At 63.5% G+C, this 15,721-nt stretch carries 14 protein-coding genes; 8 read left to right on the top strand and 6 right to left on the bottom strand.

Going from position 1 to position 15,721, the window contains the following annotated elements:
- The first annotated feature begins 5 nt into the window (after positions 1 to 5).
- The gene (locus tag MJ602_RS10600; RefSeq protein ID WP_243020797.1) at positions 6 to 2,591 is read left to right on the top strand and encodes a bifunctional diguanylate cyclase/phosphodiesterase; all 2,586 of its coding nucleotides are present in this window, start codon (positions 6 to 8) and stop codon (positions 2,589 to 2,591) included.
- A 10-nt stretch (positions 2,592 to 2,601) separates the two neighbouring features.
- On the opposite strand, the gene MJ602_RS10595 is transcribed toward MJ602_RS10600, so the two are convergent.
- On the bottom strand, positions 2,602 to 3,780 hold the full coding sequence (locus tag MJ602_RS10595; RefSeq protein WP_243020796.1) for a GNAT family N-acetyltransferase: 1,179 nt from the start codon (positions 3,778 to 3,780) through the stop codon (positions 2,602 to 2,604).
- Positions 3,781 to 3,860: 80 nt separating this feature from the next.
- Here MJ602_RS10595 and MJ602_RS10590 point away from each other — a divergent pair, with 80 nt between their 5' ends.
- The gene (locus MJ602_RS10590) at positions 3,861 to 5,519 is read left to right on the top strand and encodes an NAD+ synthase (protein ID WP_243020795.1); all 1,659 of its coding nucleotides are present in this window, start codon (positions 3,861 to 3,863) and stop codon (positions 5,517 to 5,519) included.
- Between the two features lie 57 nt (positions 5,520 to 5,576).
- On the top strand, positions 5,577 to 5,915 hold the full coding sequence (locus tag MJ602_RS10585) for a P-II family nitrogen regulator (protein WP_162015985.1): 339 nt from the start codon (positions 5,577 to 5,579) through the stop codon (positions 5,913 to 5,915).
- Between the two features lie 6 nt (positions 5,916 to 5,921).
- Here the strand turns inward: MJ602_RS10585 and MJ602_RS10580 are convergent, their stop codons facing one another.
- The 5 genes from MJ602_RS10580 to MJ602_RS10560 are packed head-to-tail and all read right to left on the bottom strand — an operon-like array spanning position 5,922 to position 9,043.
- Positions 5,922 to 6,515 carry an LOG family protein gene (locus tag MJ602_RS10580; protein ID WP_243020794.1) on the bottom strand — a complete coding sequence of 198 codons (594 nt, stop codon included), beginning with the start codon at positions 6,513 to 6,515 and terminating at the stop codon, positions 5,922 to 5,924.
- Entirely contained in the window at positions 6,508 to 7,104 is a 597-nt protein-coding gene (locus MJ602_RS10575; protein ID WP_279236128.1) for an RDD family protein, read from the bottom strand. The genes MJ602_RS10580 and MJ602_RS10575 overlap by 8 nt, the downstream gene beginning before the upstream one ends.
- Before the next feature lie 15 nt (positions 7,105 to 7,119).
- Entirely contained in the window at positions 7,120 to 7,971 is an 852-nt protein-coding gene (locus tag MJ602_RS10570; RefSeq protein WP_243020793.1) for a DUF3106 domain-containing protein, read from the bottom strand.
- Between the two features lie 56 nt (positions 7,972 to 8,027).
- Positions 8,028 to 8,477 carry a DUF3619 family protein gene (locus MJ602_RS10565; RefSeq protein ID WP_243020792.1) on the bottom strand — a complete coding sequence of 150 codons (450 nt, stop codon included), beginning with the start codon at positions 8,475 to 8,477 and terminating at the stop codon, positions 8,028 to 8,030.
- Complete coding sequence (locus tag MJ602_RS10560; RefSeq protein ID WP_162015989.1) at positions 8,474 to 9,043, bottom strand: RNA polymerase sigma factor; 570 nt, start codon at positions 9,041 to 9,043, stop codon at positions 8,474 to 8,476. The genes MJ602_RS10565 and MJ602_RS10560 overlap by 4 nt, the downstream gene beginning before the upstream one ends.
- A 285-nt stretch (positions 9,044 to 9,328) precedes the next feature.
- On the opposite strand from MJ602_RS10560, the gene MJ602_RS10555 reads away from it, so the two are divergent.
- From MJ602_RS10555 to MJ602_RS10535, 5 genes are all read left to right on the top strand, one after another.
- Positions 9,329 to 11,110 (top strand): acetolactate synthase 3 catalytic subunit, encoded by a 1,782-nt coding sequence (locus MJ602_RS10555; protein ID WP_243020791.1) that lies wholly within the window; start codon positions 9,329 to 9,331, stop codon positions 11,108 to 11,110.
- Between the two features lie 138 nt (positions 11,111 to 11,248).
- Complete coding sequence (gene ilvN, locus MJ602_RS10550) at positions 11,249 to 11,740, top strand: acetolactate synthase small subunit (RefSeq protein ID WP_243020790.1); 492 nt, start codon at positions 11,249 to 11,251, stop codon at positions 11,738 to 11,740.
- Positions 11,741 to 11,898: 158 nt separating this feature from the next.
- Positions 11,899 to 12,915, top strand: coding sequence for a ketol-acid reductoisomerase (gene ilvC / locus MJ602_RS10545; protein ID WP_042424441.1), 1,017 nt, complete (start codon positions 11,899 to 11,901; stop codon positions 12,913 to 12,915).
- 159 nt (positions 12,916 to 13,074) lie between these two features.
- Positions 13,075 to 13,908: a CDP-diacylglycerol--serine O-phosphatidyltransferase gene (pssA, locus tag MJ602_RS10540; protein WP_243020789.1), complete on the top strand. Its 834-nt coding sequence runs from the start codon at positions 13,075 to 13,077 to the stop codon at positions 13,906 to 13,908.
- Positions 13,909 to 14,127: 219 nt separating this feature from the next.
- The gene (locus MJ602_RS10535) at positions 14,128 to 15,666 is read left to right on the top strand and encodes a 2-isopropylmalate synthase (RefSeq protein ID WP_162015993.1); all 1,539 of its coding nucleotides are present in this window, start codon (positions 14,128 to 14,130) and stop codon (positions 15,664 to 15,666) included.
- The last annotated feature ends 55 nt before the right edge of the window (positions 15,667 to 15,721 follow it).

Genomic DNA, 15,721 nt, shown 5'->3' with positions numbered 1-15,721 from the left:
CACCCATGTCCGTTTCTGCCGTTCGTCAACGTCAGTGGCTGCTTGCGCTGCTGGTGTTTGCGTGCGGACTGGTCATGGTCTCGTTCTGGTTGCGCCATTCGGCGCAGCAGGAGGAAGCCAAAAGCCGCGCACTGGCGGCCGACCTGGCGGCAGACCACGCACAGTCGTTGCAACGGGGCATTGAACGGGCCTTGTCTGCTACCTATGCCATTGCTGCGCTGGTGCACCAGGGCCGGGGTTTCGTGAACGATTTCAACGGGGTGGCCACGCAGATGCTGCCGTTCTATCCCGGCATAGCCGCTATCGGGCTGTCGCCAGGGGGCGTCATCTGCTGTGTGGTGCCCCGTGCAGGCAACGAGAACAGCATCGGCTTCAACCAACTGGAAGACATCGTCCAGAACAAGGAAGCTCGGCGCGCCCGCGACACACGCAAGCTCACGCTGGCGGGGCCGGTGCAACTGGCACAGGGTGGCCTGGGGGTGGTGGGGCGCTTGCCCATTTATTTGGGCCAGGGGGACGACACCCAGGTGTTCTGGGGTTTCAGCTACGTCACGCTGCGCTTCCCGCAGGCCCTTGAATCGGCCCGGCTGGAGATGCTGCGCGATCGTGGCTATGCCTACGAGCTGTGGCGCAAAAACCCTGAAACCGGCGAGCGTCAGCGCATCGAGGCCTGGAAGCCCGAAGCCTTGCGCGACCCTGTGGGGCGTGACCTGGAGCTGCCCAATGGTGCCTGGACCCTGAGCCTGGCGCCCACGCGCGGATGGGTACAGCGCAGCGGCCTGATGCTGGAGGGTCTGGTGGGCGCAGCCTTCAGTGCCTTGCTCGCTTACCTGGCTTGGTTGCTGTACGCCATGCGCTTGCGGGATCTGGAGCTGGAGGCGCTGGTCGCGCAGCGCACCAGCGAAATCCTGGCGGCGCAGCGCCACCTGCAGGCGACCATCAGTGCCATCCCCGATCTGATGTTCGAGGTGGACCTGGATGGCCGCTACTACAGCACCCATTCTCCGCGTGAAGAGCTGTTGGCCCGGCCGAGCAAGGAACTGTTGGGCCGCACCGTGCACGATGTGATGCCCCAGGCCCAGGCCGACCGGGTGTTGCAGGCCTTGCAAGAGGCCCATGTGAAGGGTTGGTCTATGGGAGCACAGATCTGCCTGCCGCTGGAAATTGGCGAGCGCTGGTTTGAGCTTTCGGTGGCGCGCAAGGCCTCGGCCACGGGCGAGGGGCCGCGCTTTGTGGTCATCTCGCGCGATGTGACCGACAACAAGCTGGCCGAGGAAAAGGTGCTCCAGTTGGCCCATTTCGATGCCCTGACCGGGCTGCCCAACCGCAGCCTGCTGGCGGACCGGTGCCAGCAGGCGCTGGGCGCCGCGCAGCGCCATGGGCAATGCGTGGCGCTGCTGTTTCTGGACCTGGACCATTTCAAGAACATCAACGATGCGCTGGGTCACCGGGTGGGCGATGCCCTGCTGTGCGCCGTGGCCCAGCGTCTTTCCGGCCTGCTGCGCGAGCAGGACACCATCGCGCGCCTGGGTGGGGACGAGTTCATCCTGGTGCTGCCCGATACCGACGCCGTGGGTGCGGCCCACGTGGCCGAAAAGCTCTTGCGCGCGGCCGATCAACCGTTTGACATCGACGCCCATGAACTGGTCATCACGCCCAGCATGGGCATTGCCATGTATCCGCAGGATGGCAAGGACTTTGACACGCTGTCGCGCTGCGCCGATGCGGCGATGTACATCGCCAAGCAGGGCGGGCGCAACCACTACCGCTTTTTCACGGCAGAGATGCAGGCCGATTCGGACCGCAGTCTGCTGCTGGAAAACGCCCTGCGCCGTGCGTTGGAGCGCAACCAGCTCTACCTGCACTACCAGCCTCAGGTCTGCGTGGCCAGCGGCGCCATCGTGGGGGCCGAAGCCTTGCTGCGCTGGGAGCACCCGGAGCTGGGCCGCGTGTCGCCGGCCGAGTTCATCCCGGTGGCCGAGTCCAGCGGCATGATCCTGCCCATGGGCGACTGGGTGCTGCAAACCGCCACGCGCCAGTTGCGCGAATGGATGGACCAAGGGTATGCGCTGACCATGGCGGTCAACGTGTCGCTGGTCCAGTTCCGCCAGGCCGACTTTCCGCAGCGCATCGGCCAGATCCTGCAGGATGCCGGTCTGCCCCCGCATTGCCTGGAGCTGGAGCTGACCGAAGGCGTGGCCATGACCGACCCGGCCCTGGCCATCGACACCATGGACCGCCTGCACCAGCAGGGAGTGCTGCTGTCCATCGACGATTTCGGCACGGGTTACTCCTCGCTCAACCACCTCAAGAAATTCAAGGTGTACAAGCTCAAGATCGACCAGTCCTTTGTGCGCGACATTGCCGACGACCCGGACGACCGCGGCATCGTCAGTGCCATCATTTCCATGGCCCAGGGCATGGACATGCGCACCATCGCCGAAGGGGTGGAGACGGCGGAGCAGCTGGCCTTTTTGCAGGACCACGGTTGCATGGAGGTGCAGGGCTATCTGTTCGGGCGCCCCATGGCGGCACGGGACTTTGGCGCGCTGCTGCAAGCCGGGCCGCTGACCATGCCGGTGACGGCCTGAACGCCAGGCTTCAGTTTTTGAGCGGGCTGTGGCGCCACAGCTCCTGCAGGTACTGGTCCACGCCCAGGCGTTCCTGCGCCAGAAAGCGATCCACCGCATCGGCAAAGGCCGGGTGCGCCAGCCAGTGGGCGCTGTGCGTGCGCACCGGCAGCAGCGCGCGGGCCATCTTGTGTTCTCCCTGGGCGCCGCCTTCAAAGCGCTGCACGCCGTGGGCCATGCACCACTGCAGCGGCTGGTAGTAGCAGGCGTCAAAGTGCAGGCAGTCCACCCGCTGGGTGGCACCCCAGTAGCGCCCGTAGGCCACTGTTTCCATGCCATTTTGGCCTGCAGCGCTTGTAGGTTGTGCGCCAGTAGCTATCAAACTGGTAGCAATGGGTTCGCCGGCACGCTCGGCAGTGAACAGCACCCAGGGTTCGGGTTCATGGTGCGCCAGGCGCTGGAAGAAATCCGGGGTGAGGTAGGGCGGGTTGCCGTGTTCCAGGTAGGTGCGTTCGTAGCAGTGGTAGAAGAAGTCCCAGTCCTGCGGCGTGATGTCGGCGCCACGCGCCCAATGGAACCGCACCCCGGCTTCGGCCACGCGCCTGCGTTCCTGGCGGATCTTCTTGCGCTTGTCCTGGGTGAGTCGGGCCAGAAAGCCGTCGAAGTCGGCCTCGCCCGCGTGGCTCCAGTGGAACTGCACGTTGTCCCGCTGCATCAGCCCGGCCTGGGTGCAGGCCTCCAGGTCTTCGGCGGCGCACCACAGCACGTGCAGGGACGACAGGCCTTCGCTCTCGCTCCAGTCGCGCAGGGCCTGGGCCAGGGCGAGGCGCTGTGCTGGGTCGCAGGCCATCAGCCGGGTACCCGGCACGGGCGTGAAGGGCACTGCCACCACGGCCTTGGGGTAGTAGGGCAGGCCGTGCTCGGCATGGGCGCGGGCCCAGGCCCAGTCAAAAATGTATTCGCCCCAGGAATGTGCCTTGAGGTACACCGGACAGGCGGCCACCAGCGCAGGGCCGCGCCATTGGGTGAGGTAACGTGCGCTCCAGCCGGTGGCGGCCGTGGCGCTGCCGCTGGTCTCCAGGGCGGCCAGGTAGGCGTGGCGCATGAAGGGCGTGGGGTGCGGCTGCTGGTCCAGCAGCGTGTTCCAGGCTTGCTCGGCGATGTCCTGCACCGAGGGGTGCATGCGGGTGATAATGCCCGTTTCAGCCATGTCTGCCCCCATGCCCCGTGTCTGGCACGGGCGCGGCCTGGCGTTTGAAGGGTGCGGCCCCGTGGGCCGCCTGGCATTCCATGACGTTCTCCCTTTGCATTGCACAGCTCAATTTTGTGGTGGGTGACTTGCCCGGCAACGTGCGCCGTATCGTTGCCGCAGCGCACGAGGCCCATGCCGCAGGCGCGCGCCTTTTGCTCACGCCCGAACTGGCGCTGTGCGGCTATGCCGCCGAAGACCTGTTCTTGCGCCCCGCCTTTCTTTCGGCCTGTGATGATGCCGTCAAAGCCGTGGCGCGGGAGACGGCGGGCCTGAAAGACCTGGTCATCGTGCTGGGGCATCCGCAGCGCTGCCACCCGCAGGCGCCCGCATTCAGCACCTGCCTGAACGCCGCCAGCGTGCTGCGCAACGGCCAGATCGAGCAGACCTACGCCAAGCGCGAGCTGCCCAACTACCAGGTGTTCGACGAGCGCCGCTACTTCGTCCCCGGCCACAGCCCCTGTGTGTTCGAGGTGCAGGGCCTGCGCGTAGGCCTGCTCATCTGCGAGGACGCCTGGCACGCGGGCCCGGCGCGCGACTGCGCGGCTGCCGGTGCGCAGATGCTGGCGGTCATCAACGCTTCGCCTTTCCACCGCGGCAAGGGGGCCGAGCGCGAGGCCACCATGCGCGCCAGGGTGCAGGAGACGGGGCTGCCCCTGGTCTATGCCCACCTGGTGGGCGGGCAGGATGAGGTGGTGTTCGAGGGACGCTCTTTTGCGTTGGGTGCGGATGGCACCGTCTGCGCCCGGGCACCAGCTTTTGAGGAAAAATTGGTTTTTGCGCAGGTGGACACTGCGCAAGAAGCTATAAAAATAATAGCGAACATGGCGCCCGAGCAAAGCCCCGAGGCCGAGCTGTGGGACGCGCTGGTGCTGGGTGTGCGAGACTACGTGCGCAAAAACGGCTTTCCGGGCGTGCTGCTGGGGCTGTCGGGCGGCATTGATTCGGCGCTGGTGCTGGCCATTGCGGTGGATGCGCTGGGTGCGGACAAGGTGCGCACGGTGATGATGCCCTCGCCCTACACGGCCGACATCAGCTGGATCGACGCGCGCGAGATGGCGCAGCGCCTGAGCGTGCAGTACGACGAGATCGCCATCGCGCCGCAGTTCGAGACCTTCAAGGCCGCGCTGGCACCACACTTTGCGGGCCGGGCCGAGGACACCACCGAGGAAAACCTGCAGGCCCGCATCCGTGGCACGCTGTTGATGGCGTTGTCGAACAAGTTCGGCTCCGTGGTGTTGACCACGGGCAACAAGAGCGAGCTGGCCACGGGCTACTGCACGCTCTACGGCGACATGGCGGGCGGCTTTGCGCCCATCAAGGACGTGGCCAAGACCCAAGTGTTTGCCCTGGCGCGCTGGCGCAATGCCCACGACCCCTATGGCACGGGTGCCAACCCCATTCCCGAGCGCATCATCACGCGCCCGCCCAGTGCCGAGCTGCGCCCCGACCAGAAGGACCAGGACAGCCTGCCCGACTACGAGGTGCTGGACGCCATCGTGGAGCGCTACATGGAAAACGACGAGCCCATCGAGCACATCATTGCGGCTGGCTTTCAGCGTGCCGATGTGGAGAAGGTCACGCGCCTGATCAAGATCAACGAGTACAAGCGCCGCCAGGCCCCGGTGGGCATCCGTGTGACGCGACGCAGTTTTGGCAAGGACTGGCGTTATCCCATCACCAGCCAGTTCCGCGCCTGAGCCTTTTTGCCGGGCGCGCCACCCCTGTTTTTTCACTATCCCTGAGGAGTTCCCACCATGAAAATGATCACGGCTGTCATCAAGCCCTTCAAGCTCGAAGAAGTGCGCGAGGCCCTGGCCGATTGCGGCGTTACGGGCCTGACGGTCACCGAGGTCAAGGGTTTTGGCCGCCAGAAGGGCCATACCGAGCTGTACCGTGGCGCCGAGTACGTGGTGGACTTTCTGCCCAAGGTGAAGGTGGAAGTGGTCGTCAAGACCGAGGACCTGGACCGCTGCGTGGATGCCATTGTCAACGTGGCGCGCACCGGCAAGATCGGTGACGGCAAGATCTTCATCACCCCCGTCGAGCGCGTGGTACGCATCCGCACCGGCGATCTGGACGAATCGGCGATCTGACCGATTTCAGATCACCGCGCGCAGCGCAGGCCCGGTGCCTGCGCCCGAGGTGGCCCGCACCAAACGCTCCAGCAGGGGAGTGGGCTGGGTATCGGCGTCCACGAGGTCCATCTGCCAGGGCCCCATGAAGCCATGGGCCACGCTGGACTGCAAAAAGGCCAGCAGTCCGTCGTAATAGCCGTCCACATTGAGCAGGCCGATGGGCTTGTCGTGGTAGCCCAGCTGGCGCCAGGTCCAGACCTCGAACAACTCTTCGAAGGTGCCAATGCCCCCCGGCAGGGCCAGAAAGGCACCGCTGCGCTCGGCCATCAGTGCCTTGCGTTCGTGCATGGTTTGCACAATGTGCAGCTCGTCGCAGGCATGGTTGGCAAATTCACGGTCCACCAGCGACTGCGGTATCACACCCACCACGCGGCCACCGGCCGCTGCGGTGGCCTGGGCCACCAGGCCCATCAGGCCGCTACTACCGCCGCCATACACAAGTTGCCCACCCTGGTAGCCAATCCATGCACCCACAGCGCGGGCCGCATCGGCGTACGAATCCAGGTTGCCAGGGCGTGAGCCGCAGTACACGCACAGCGAAAAAGCCGGTTCAGACATGGGGGGTGTCCTGCTTGCCAAGGGCTTTGGGCTTGGAGTCTATGAGCCGGGTTCCGGCCAGTACGTCATGCCAGAACTGGCCCTGGGGATGGAGTCGGCTCGACAGGGACCAGACCAGGATCCAGCCGATCACCAGCACCGCAATTTCACCCACCGGCAGCCCAAACGGTGCCACCGCCAGCAGGGGTGGCAGAAACCACAGCCAACTCAGCACGTAACGCAGCAGGGCGCGTGGCTGGCTCACCGGGGCGCCGAAGCGATCCACCATGCGGATGTGCCAGGTCTTCATGGCCAGTGTTTGCCCCTTGGACCAAAACCACACGAAGTAGATGCCAAAGACCACGAACAGGAAGGCCTGCAAGGCGTTGCGGTTGTCCAGCGCGTGGCGCGTTTGGCTCAAGGTGCCAAACAGGTAGCCAGCGATGAAGACCACGCCAAACATCAGCATGCCTTCGTACAGCCAGCAGGCCATGCGGCGACCCAGGCCAGGCGTTGGCGAGAGTGCGCTGCCGTCGGGCGGCTGCGGCAAGGTCGGAGGGGTGGGGGAGGTGCCAGATTGCATGGGCAAGGCGATTGCAGGCAGCGCCATGCCGCCAGCGTCGGATCAGTTGATGTAGATGTTGCTGGAGGGGCCTTCTGCCGGTGCGCCAGTCGGTGCGGGGGCGGAGGCGTCCGGCGCCATGGCAGGCTCCATGCTGTCGGCGGCGCTGGATGCCGTCGCGGCAGGTGCCTGGGTCGGGGCGGGCGCCACCGGCGGCTCGGAAGTGCGCTTCTCGCCTCCGCCAGGCGCGGCAATGCGCGGAGGGGAGTTCTTCGATGAAGGCACTTTCGGGGGATTGGCCACGTTGTCCGGAGCCTCTTTGGCGGCTGGAACACGGGTGAACTTCTTGGGCGGTACGGGTTGGATGGACGTGGCTGCGCCCCGAGGTTTGGTGGCGGCACTGGCCGCAAGGCGTCGTTTTTCCTCTTCGCTCAAGGCTTGGTAGGCGTCCCACTGCGAGCGCTTGTCATCCAGTCGCAGGCGCTGGGTGGCAGCAAAGTTGATCCGCGCCTGGTTGCGCTGCTGAATGCTCAGGCTGGCCCAGGCCGTCATGCGCTCGTGCAGGCGGGCCTGTTCGGATTCAGGCAGGGTGTGGAAGGTTTGCGCCAATGCCAGCCAGCGTCGTTTTTGCACTTCGCTCATCAGTGCCCAGCGTTCGGCCAAGGGGTACAGCGCCAGCTTTTGGGGGGTGTCCAGCGTTTCCCAGCCTGGACCTTCCGAGGCCTGCGGGGTGGCAGAACTGCCTGTAGGCCCTGCGACCGCGCTGGGATGGCGGATGTTTTCCGGCGTGGTGTAGATGGTGCCGGGCAGTTCGCTCAGTTGTCCTGCGGCTTTCCAAGCGCCCACCACCAAGGCACCCAGCAATGCCAACGCCAGCACGATGGCTGGCGTCGGGCTTTGAGAGGGAGTGGTCAATGGCGTGCGCTTGTGTCGGTGCATGCAAACAAAGGGAACCGGAAGGGCCGGGCTGCTCAGTGGGCCTGATGGCTGTCGGTGGTTTTCAGAAACTGGACAAACCCCGGGTCAGAGTATGCCGCTGGCGGCAGATCATCGGCAAGCAGGGCCGCATCGACCTCCGCCACCTCAAGGATACCCGTTTCGTCCAGATCCATCTGAATGACCACCAGTCCCGCCAGCAGCGCAAGAACGGGCACCGCAGACAGCAGGGATTGCCACCAGCCCATCCCCTGGGGGCCGGTTCCCAGCACGGCGCTGTGACCGGCCCTGTGCACCGACCCTGCGGCATGCATGATGGCAACGGGTTTCTTGCGCCGGGCCAGTGCCTGCATGCGCGAGGCGCGCAGGCGTTCGCTGATGTCGTAGGGCAGCTGCTGCGTGCCTTCCGACAGGCGAAAGGCCACGCTGCGAGCGAAATGCTCGGCATTGCGTTCGTTCGATGGCGGGTAGCTGTGGTCGTTCATAGCTTGATTCCTCTGGCCTTCAATGCCTTGCTCAGGGCCTGGATGGCACGGAAACAGTGGGTTTTGACGCTGCCTTCCGAGCAGCCCATGGCGGCTGCTGTTTCAGCCACGTCCATTTCTTCCCAGTAACGCATGAGAAAGGCCTCCCGTTGACGTGGGGGCAGCTCCTGGATTTCCAATTCGATGTCGCGCAGCACCTGGCCCCGTTCTGCCTGGTCCTGGGCGCTTTGGGCCTGCTCCCCACCTTCAGGGCCATTCCAGGCTTCCAGCAGGTCGAAGTCTCCCCCGTCGTCGGCATTGCCCTCGAAGTCTGCCATGGACGAGAACAATGCATTGTGCGTCTTCTGGCGCCGGAACCAGTCCAGCGTGCAGTTGGACAGGATACGCTGGAACAGCATGGGCAGTTCCGCAGGCGGCTTGTCGCCATAGTGCTCCGACAGGCGCATCATGCTGTCCTGCACGATGTCCAGGGCCGATTCCTCGTTGCGAACGTGGTACAGCGCGCGCTTGAAGGCGCGTTTTTCCACGCTCTTGAGGAAATCCGAGAGTTCTTTTTCGGTGGCCAAGGGGATGGATCGGGAAGGAAAGATGCGCGTCAGGTTGCGCCAGACAGCTGCATGCCGCTGTAACAGCGCTGGATTATCGCATTGCAAGGCTTTTTTACGACAGAGCACCCATTTGCTTTGTTGCGGTGCGATAATGAATCTTTACAACTAAAGGCAAACGGGTCACGGTCCGGCGCGGAGATCATCGCGCTCATGTCCTTGGCCTCAAGTTCCGAGCGGGCTTCACGAGAGCAAGCGCGAGGGGCACCCAAGGTTTTTCGTCAGAGAAATTCGCAAAGGTTCATCATGGAAATCACCAAGGCCGAAATCGCTTCGGCGGCTGCTGCGCAGCAACACACGCATTCCCCGCAAGAGCTCATGGGCTCTGAAATCCTCGTCAAGGCCCTGCAGGCCGAAGGCGTGAAGTACATCTGGGGCTATCCCGGCGGTGCGGTGCTCTACATCTACGACGCGCTCTACAAGCAAGACACCATGCAGCACGTGCTGGTGCGCCATGAACAGGCCGCCGTGCATGCCGCCGACGGTTATGCGCGCGCTACGGGCGATGTGGGTGTGGCGCTGGTGACCTCGGGGCCGGGCGTGACCAATGCCGTGACCGGCATCGCCACGGCGTACATGGACAGCATTCCCATGGTGATCATCACCGGCCAGGTGCCGACGGCGGCCATCGGCCTCGATGCCTTTCAGGAGTGCGACACCGTGGGCATCACGCGCCCCATCGTCAAGCACAACTTCCTGGTCAAGGACGCCCGTGACCTGGCGGTCACGCTGAAAAAGGCCTTCCACATTGCCCGCACCGGCCGTCCTGGCCCGGTGGTGGTCGATATTCCCAAGGACGTGTCCTTCAAGAAGGTGCCTTTCGAGGGCTATCCGCAGTCCGTCGAAATGCGCTCCTACAACCCGGTGCGCAAGGGCCATGGTGGCCAGATCCGCAAGGCGCTGCAGTTGCTGATGTCGGCCAAGCGGCCTTACATCTATACCGGCGGTGGTGTGCTGCTGGGCAATGCGGTGCAGGAGTTGCGCACGCTGGTGGACATGCTGGGCTACCCGGTCACCAACACGCTGATGGGCCTGGGCGCCTATCCGGCATCCGATCGCAAGTTCCTGGGCATGCTGGGCATGCACGGTACGGTCGAAGCCAACAACGCCATGCAGAACTGTGACGTGCTGCTGGCCGTGGGTGCACGTTTTGACGACCGGGTGATCGGCAATCCCAAGCATTTTGCGCAGAACGAGCGCAAGATCATTCACATCGACATCGACCCTTCCAGCATCTCCAAGCGTGTGAAGGTCGATATCCCCATCGTCGGCGACGTCAAAGATGTGCTGACCGAGCTGATTTCCATGGTCCGCGAATCGGGCAGCCGGCCCGACGAGGCAGCACTGGCCGCCTGGTGGACCACCATCGAGAGCTGGCGCGAGCGCGACTGCCTCAAGTACGACCGTGGCAACAAAGAGGTCATCAAGCCGCAGTATGTGGTGGAGACCCTTTGGAACATGACCAAGGACAGCGAGACCTACATCACCTCCGACGTGGGCCAGCACCAGATGTGGGCTGCGCAGTTCTACCGGTTCGACGAGCCGCGCCGCTGGATCAATTCGGGTGGCCTGGGCACCATGGGTGTGGGCATTCCCTACGCGATGGGCATCAAGCTGGCCAAGCCCGACGCCGAGGTGTTCTGCATCACCGGCGAAGGCTCGGTGCAGATGAACATCCAGGAACTCTCCACCTGCCTGCAGTACAACACGCCGATCAAGGTCGTGGCGCTGAACAACCGGTATCTGGGCATGGTGCGCCAGTGGCAGGAGATCGAATACTCCGGCCGCTACAGCCACAGCTACATGGATGCGCTGCCCAATTTCGTGAAGCTGGCCGAGGCCTATGGCCACGTGGGCCTGCTCATCGAGCACCCGCGTGACGTCGAGCCCGCGCTGCGCGAAGCACGCAAGCTCAAGGACCGGACCGTGTTCCTGGACTTCCGCACCGACCCCACCGAGAACGTGTTCCCGATGGTGCAGGCCGGCAAGGGCCTGACGGAAATGCTGCTGGGGTCTGAGGACCTTTAAGCAAAATTGGCCTCCAGCGCTTGCACATCAAGCGCTGGTTGCTATCAATTTAATAGCATTTATTGACGAATCTATTGTCTGCCAAGCCCGCGCATTACCGTGCGCGGGGGAGGGTAGCGAAAAGAGGAATCTGATCTCATGAAACACATCATTGCTGTCTTGCTGGAAAACGAGCCTGGTGCTCTTTCCCGCGTCGTGGGCCTGTTCTCGGCCCGTGGCTACAACATCGAATCGCTCACCGTGGCGCCCACCGAGGATGCATCGCTCTCGCGCATGACCATCCAGACCACAGGCTCCGACGACGTGATCGAGCAGATCACCAAGCACCTCAACCGTCTCATCGAGGTGGTCAAGGTCGTGGACCTGACCGAAGGCGCCTACACCGAGCGTGAGCTCATGATGGTGAAGGTGCGCGCCGTGGGCAAGGAGCGCGAGGAGATGAAGCGCATGGCCGACATCTTCCGTGGCCGCATCATCGACGTCACCGAGAAGAGCTACACCATCGAGCTGACTGGCGACCAATCCAAGAACGAAGCCTTCCTGCAGGCCATCGACCGCACGGCCATCCTGGAGACCGTGCGCACGGGCGCCAGCGGTATTGGCCGTGGCGAACGCATCCTGCGCGTGTGACGGATGGGCCTTCGACCGGCCAGCGTCGTTGGGGAGCTTTGCCGTGCCACAGCACTGTCTGCGGCTCCCCGCCTAGCCATCCGGCCGAATCCCCATCCTATGTAAGACAATCCCCGTTTTCCAGTTTCAACCCCATACGAATTTCAACCGGAGCGACCATGAAAGTTTTCTACGACAAAGACTGTGACCTGAGCCTGATCAAGGGCAAGACCGTGGCCATCATCGGCTACGGCTCGCAAGGCCACGCCCATGCACAAAACCTGAACGACAGCGGCGTGAAGGTCGTGGTCGGCCTGCGCAAGGGCGGTGCCTCGTGGGACAAGGTCGGCAAGGCCGGCCTGACGGTCATGGAAGTCAACGACGCCGTCAAGGCCGCTGACGTGGTCATGATCCTGTTGCCCGACGAGCAAATCGCCGAGGTGTACAAGAACAACGTCGAGCCGAACATCAAGCAGGGCGCTTCGCTGGCTTTCGCCCACGGCTTCAACGTGCACTACAACCAGGTCGTGCCCCGTGCCGACCTGGATGTGTGGATGGTCGCCCCCAAGGCCCCCGGTCACACCGTGCGCAACACCTACACCCAAGGCGGCGGCGTGCCCCACCTGGTGGCCGTGCACCAGGACAAGTCCGGCAAGGCCCGTGACCTGGCCCTGAGCTACGCCATGGCCAACGGTGGCGGCAAGGCCGGCATCATCGAGACCAACTTCAAGGAAGAGACCGAGACCGACCTGTTCGGCGAACAGGCCGTGCTGTGCGGTGGCGCTGTCGAGCTGATCAAGATGGGTTACGAAACCCTGGTCGAAGCCGGTTACGCTCCCGAGATGGCCTACTTTGAGTGCCTGCACGAGCTCAAGCTCATCGTGGACCTGATCTACGAAGGCGGCATTGCCAACATGAACTACTCGATCTCGAACAACGCCGAGTTCGGCGAGTACGTGACCGGCCCCGAGGTCATCAACGAGCAGTCGCGCGCCGCCATGCGCAATGCCCTCAAGCGCATCCAGAACGGTGACTACGCCAAGATGTTCATCCAGGAAGGCCGCCTGAACTACCCCTCGATGACGGCCCGTCGCCGCAACACGGCCGACCACAGCATCGAAGTGGTGGGTGCCCAGCTGCGCGCCATGATGCCCTGGATCGCCAAGAACAAGCTGGTCGACCAGACCCGCAATTGAGCCTGGCGCTTACACCTGCAAAAGCCACTTCGGTGGCTTTTGCCTTTTCTGGATCGGGGTGGCCTGTCACGGCTACACTGCGATGCTCCGGCAGGGATATGCCTGCTACTGTTTTCATAGCTACTTGCGCATGATGGACATGCGCTGGAGACCAATTTGATGCATGACGGCGAAGAATCGGCCGCCGAAGAAGGCGTGGTGGTGCGCAAGCGACGCAAGGGCATCTACATCCTGCCCAACCTGTTCACGCTGGCGGCGTTGTTCGGCGGTTTCTACGCCATCGTCATGGCCATGAACGGGCGCTTCGACATGGCGGCCATTGGCGTGTTCTGCGCCATGGTGCTTGACAGCCTGGATGGCCGCGTGGCCCGCATGACCAACACGCAAAGCGCGTTCGGCGAGCAGATGGATTCGCTCTCGGACATGGTGTCGTTCGGCGCGGCGCCCGCGCTCATCGCCTATGTCTGGGCGCTCAGCGGCCTGGGGCGCTGGGGTTGGATCGCCGCCTTTGTCTATTGCGCTTGCGCGGCGCTGCGTCTGGCGCGCTTCAACGTCAATACCGGCGTGGTGGACAAACGCTACTTCCAGGGCCTGCCTTCGCCCGCCGCAGCGGCGCTGGTGGCGGGTTTTATCTGGCTGATGACGGAACTCGGCGTGCAGCGTGGCCAGGATCATTGGCTGACCTGGACCCAGGTCACCTGGATCATGTTCGGCTTCACGCTCTATGCGGGCCTGACCATGGTGACCAACGTACCGTTCTACAGCTTCAAGGACGTGCAGATGAAAAAGAGCGTGCCGTTCGCGGTCATCGTGCTGATCGCGCTGGGCATCGCCGTCATCAATATCCATCCGCCCATCGTCCTGTTCGGTGTGTTCGTGCTGTACGGGCTCAGCGGCTACGTGGTCTATGCCTGGCGCAAGTCGCGCGGACAGCACACCAGCGTCATCAGCACCTCCACCGACGAACCCGACGAGCGCGGCCTGCACAAGTGAGCAGGCCCTGGCTGCAGAACCCCGGGATTTGTGCTACATTGCTCTGCATGAAATCGTTTGCACCGGCCCTACTGCTATCCTCCTACGGGCGGAGACAGTAACGCGCGCGCGCACACTTTTTCCACACAGGCCCGTCTGCTCTCGCAACGGGCCTTTTGTTTTGGGCGCCAGGGATTGCCGTTGCGGGCCACCCCCACCACCAGGAACCAGGAGAACCACATGGCTGACAAATTGATCATTTTCGACACCACCTTGCGCGACGGCGAGCAGTCGCCCGGTGCCTCGATGACGCGTGACGAGAAACTGCGCATCGCACGCCAGTTGGAGCGACTGAAGGTGGATGTGATCGAGGCGGGCTTTGCTGCCAGCTCCAACGGTGACTTCGAGGCGGTGCAGTTGATTGCCAACCATATCAAGGATTCGACGATCTGCTCGCTCTCGCGTGCCAACGACCGGGACATTGCCCGCGCTGCCGAGGCCCTCAAAGGAGCGAACCGCGCCCGTATCCATACCTTTATCGCTACCAGCCCGCTGCACATGGAGAAGAAGCTCCGCATGACGCCTGAGCAGGTGCTGGAGCAGGCCAAGCAATCGGTGCGCTTCGCGCGCAACCTGGTGGGCGACATCGAGTTCAGTCCCGAGGATGGCTACCGCAGCGAGGTGGATTTCCTCTGCCGTGTGATCGAGGCGGTGATCGCCGAGGGCGCCACCACCATCAACGTGCCCGACACCGTGGGTTACGCCGTCCCCGAGCTCTATGGCAACTTCATCAAGACGCTGCGCGAGCGCGTTCCCAACAGTGACAAGGCCATCTGGTCCGTGCATTGCCACAACGACCTGGGCATGGCCGTGGCCAATTCGCTGGCGGGCGTGAAGATAGGCGGTGCGCGCCAAGTGGAGTGCACCATCAACGGTCTGGGCGAGCGCGCGGGCAATTGCTCGCTCGAAGAAGTGGTCATGGCCGTGAAGACGCGCAAGGACTATTTCGGCCTGGAAGTCGGCATCGACACCCAGCACATCGTGGCCGCCAGCCGTATGGTGAGCCAGACCACGGGCTTCGTGGTGCAGCCCAACAAGGCGGTGGTGGGGGCCAATGCCTTTGCCCACGCCAGCGGCATCCACCAGGATGGTGTGCTCAAGGCGCGCGATACCTACGAAATCATGCGCGCTGAGGATGTGGGCTGGAGCGCCAACAAGATCGTGCTGGGCAAGCTCAGCGGCCGCAATGCCTTCAAGCAGCGCTTGCAGGAATTGGGCGTTCAGCTCGACAGCGAGACGGAGATCAATGCGGCCTTTGCGCGCTTCAAGGAACTGGCGGACCGCAAGAGCGAGATCTTTGACGAGGACATCCTGGCGTTGGTGAGCGATGACAACCTGCATGGCGAATCCGAGCAATACGGCTTTGTCTCTCTGGCGCAACACAGTGAAACGGGCGAGCTCCCCCATGCACGCATCGTTTTCACCGTCGATGGCAAGGAAGTCAGAGCCGAATCGGACGGCAACGGGCCGGTGGACGCTTCGCTCAAGGCGATTGAATCGCATGTCAACAGCGGCGCCGAAATGGTGCTGTATTCGGTGAACGCCATCAGCGGCTCTACGGAAAGTCAGGGTGAAGTCACCGTGCGCCTGCAAAACAGCGGGCGAGTCGTCAACGGTGTGGGCGCCGACCCTGACATCGTGGTGGCATCGGCCAAGGCGTACCTGCATGCGCTGAACAAGCTGCAAAGCAAGGCCGACCGGGTAGCTGCCCAAGGTTGAGTACATACATTGAGCTTTGGTCAAGAGCTCAATTAGTTGATTCAAATGATTCTGC

The sequence above is a fragment of the Simplicispira sedimenti genome, from assembly GCF_022760965.1.
Taxonomy (GTDB): Bacteria; Pseudomonadota; Gammaproteobacteria; order Burkholderiales; family Burkholderiaceae_C; genus Simplicispira; species Simplicispira sedimenti.
The sequence above is the reverse complement of the archived record's forward strand: the minus strand, read 5'-3'. Positions and strand labels throughout refer to the sequence as shown.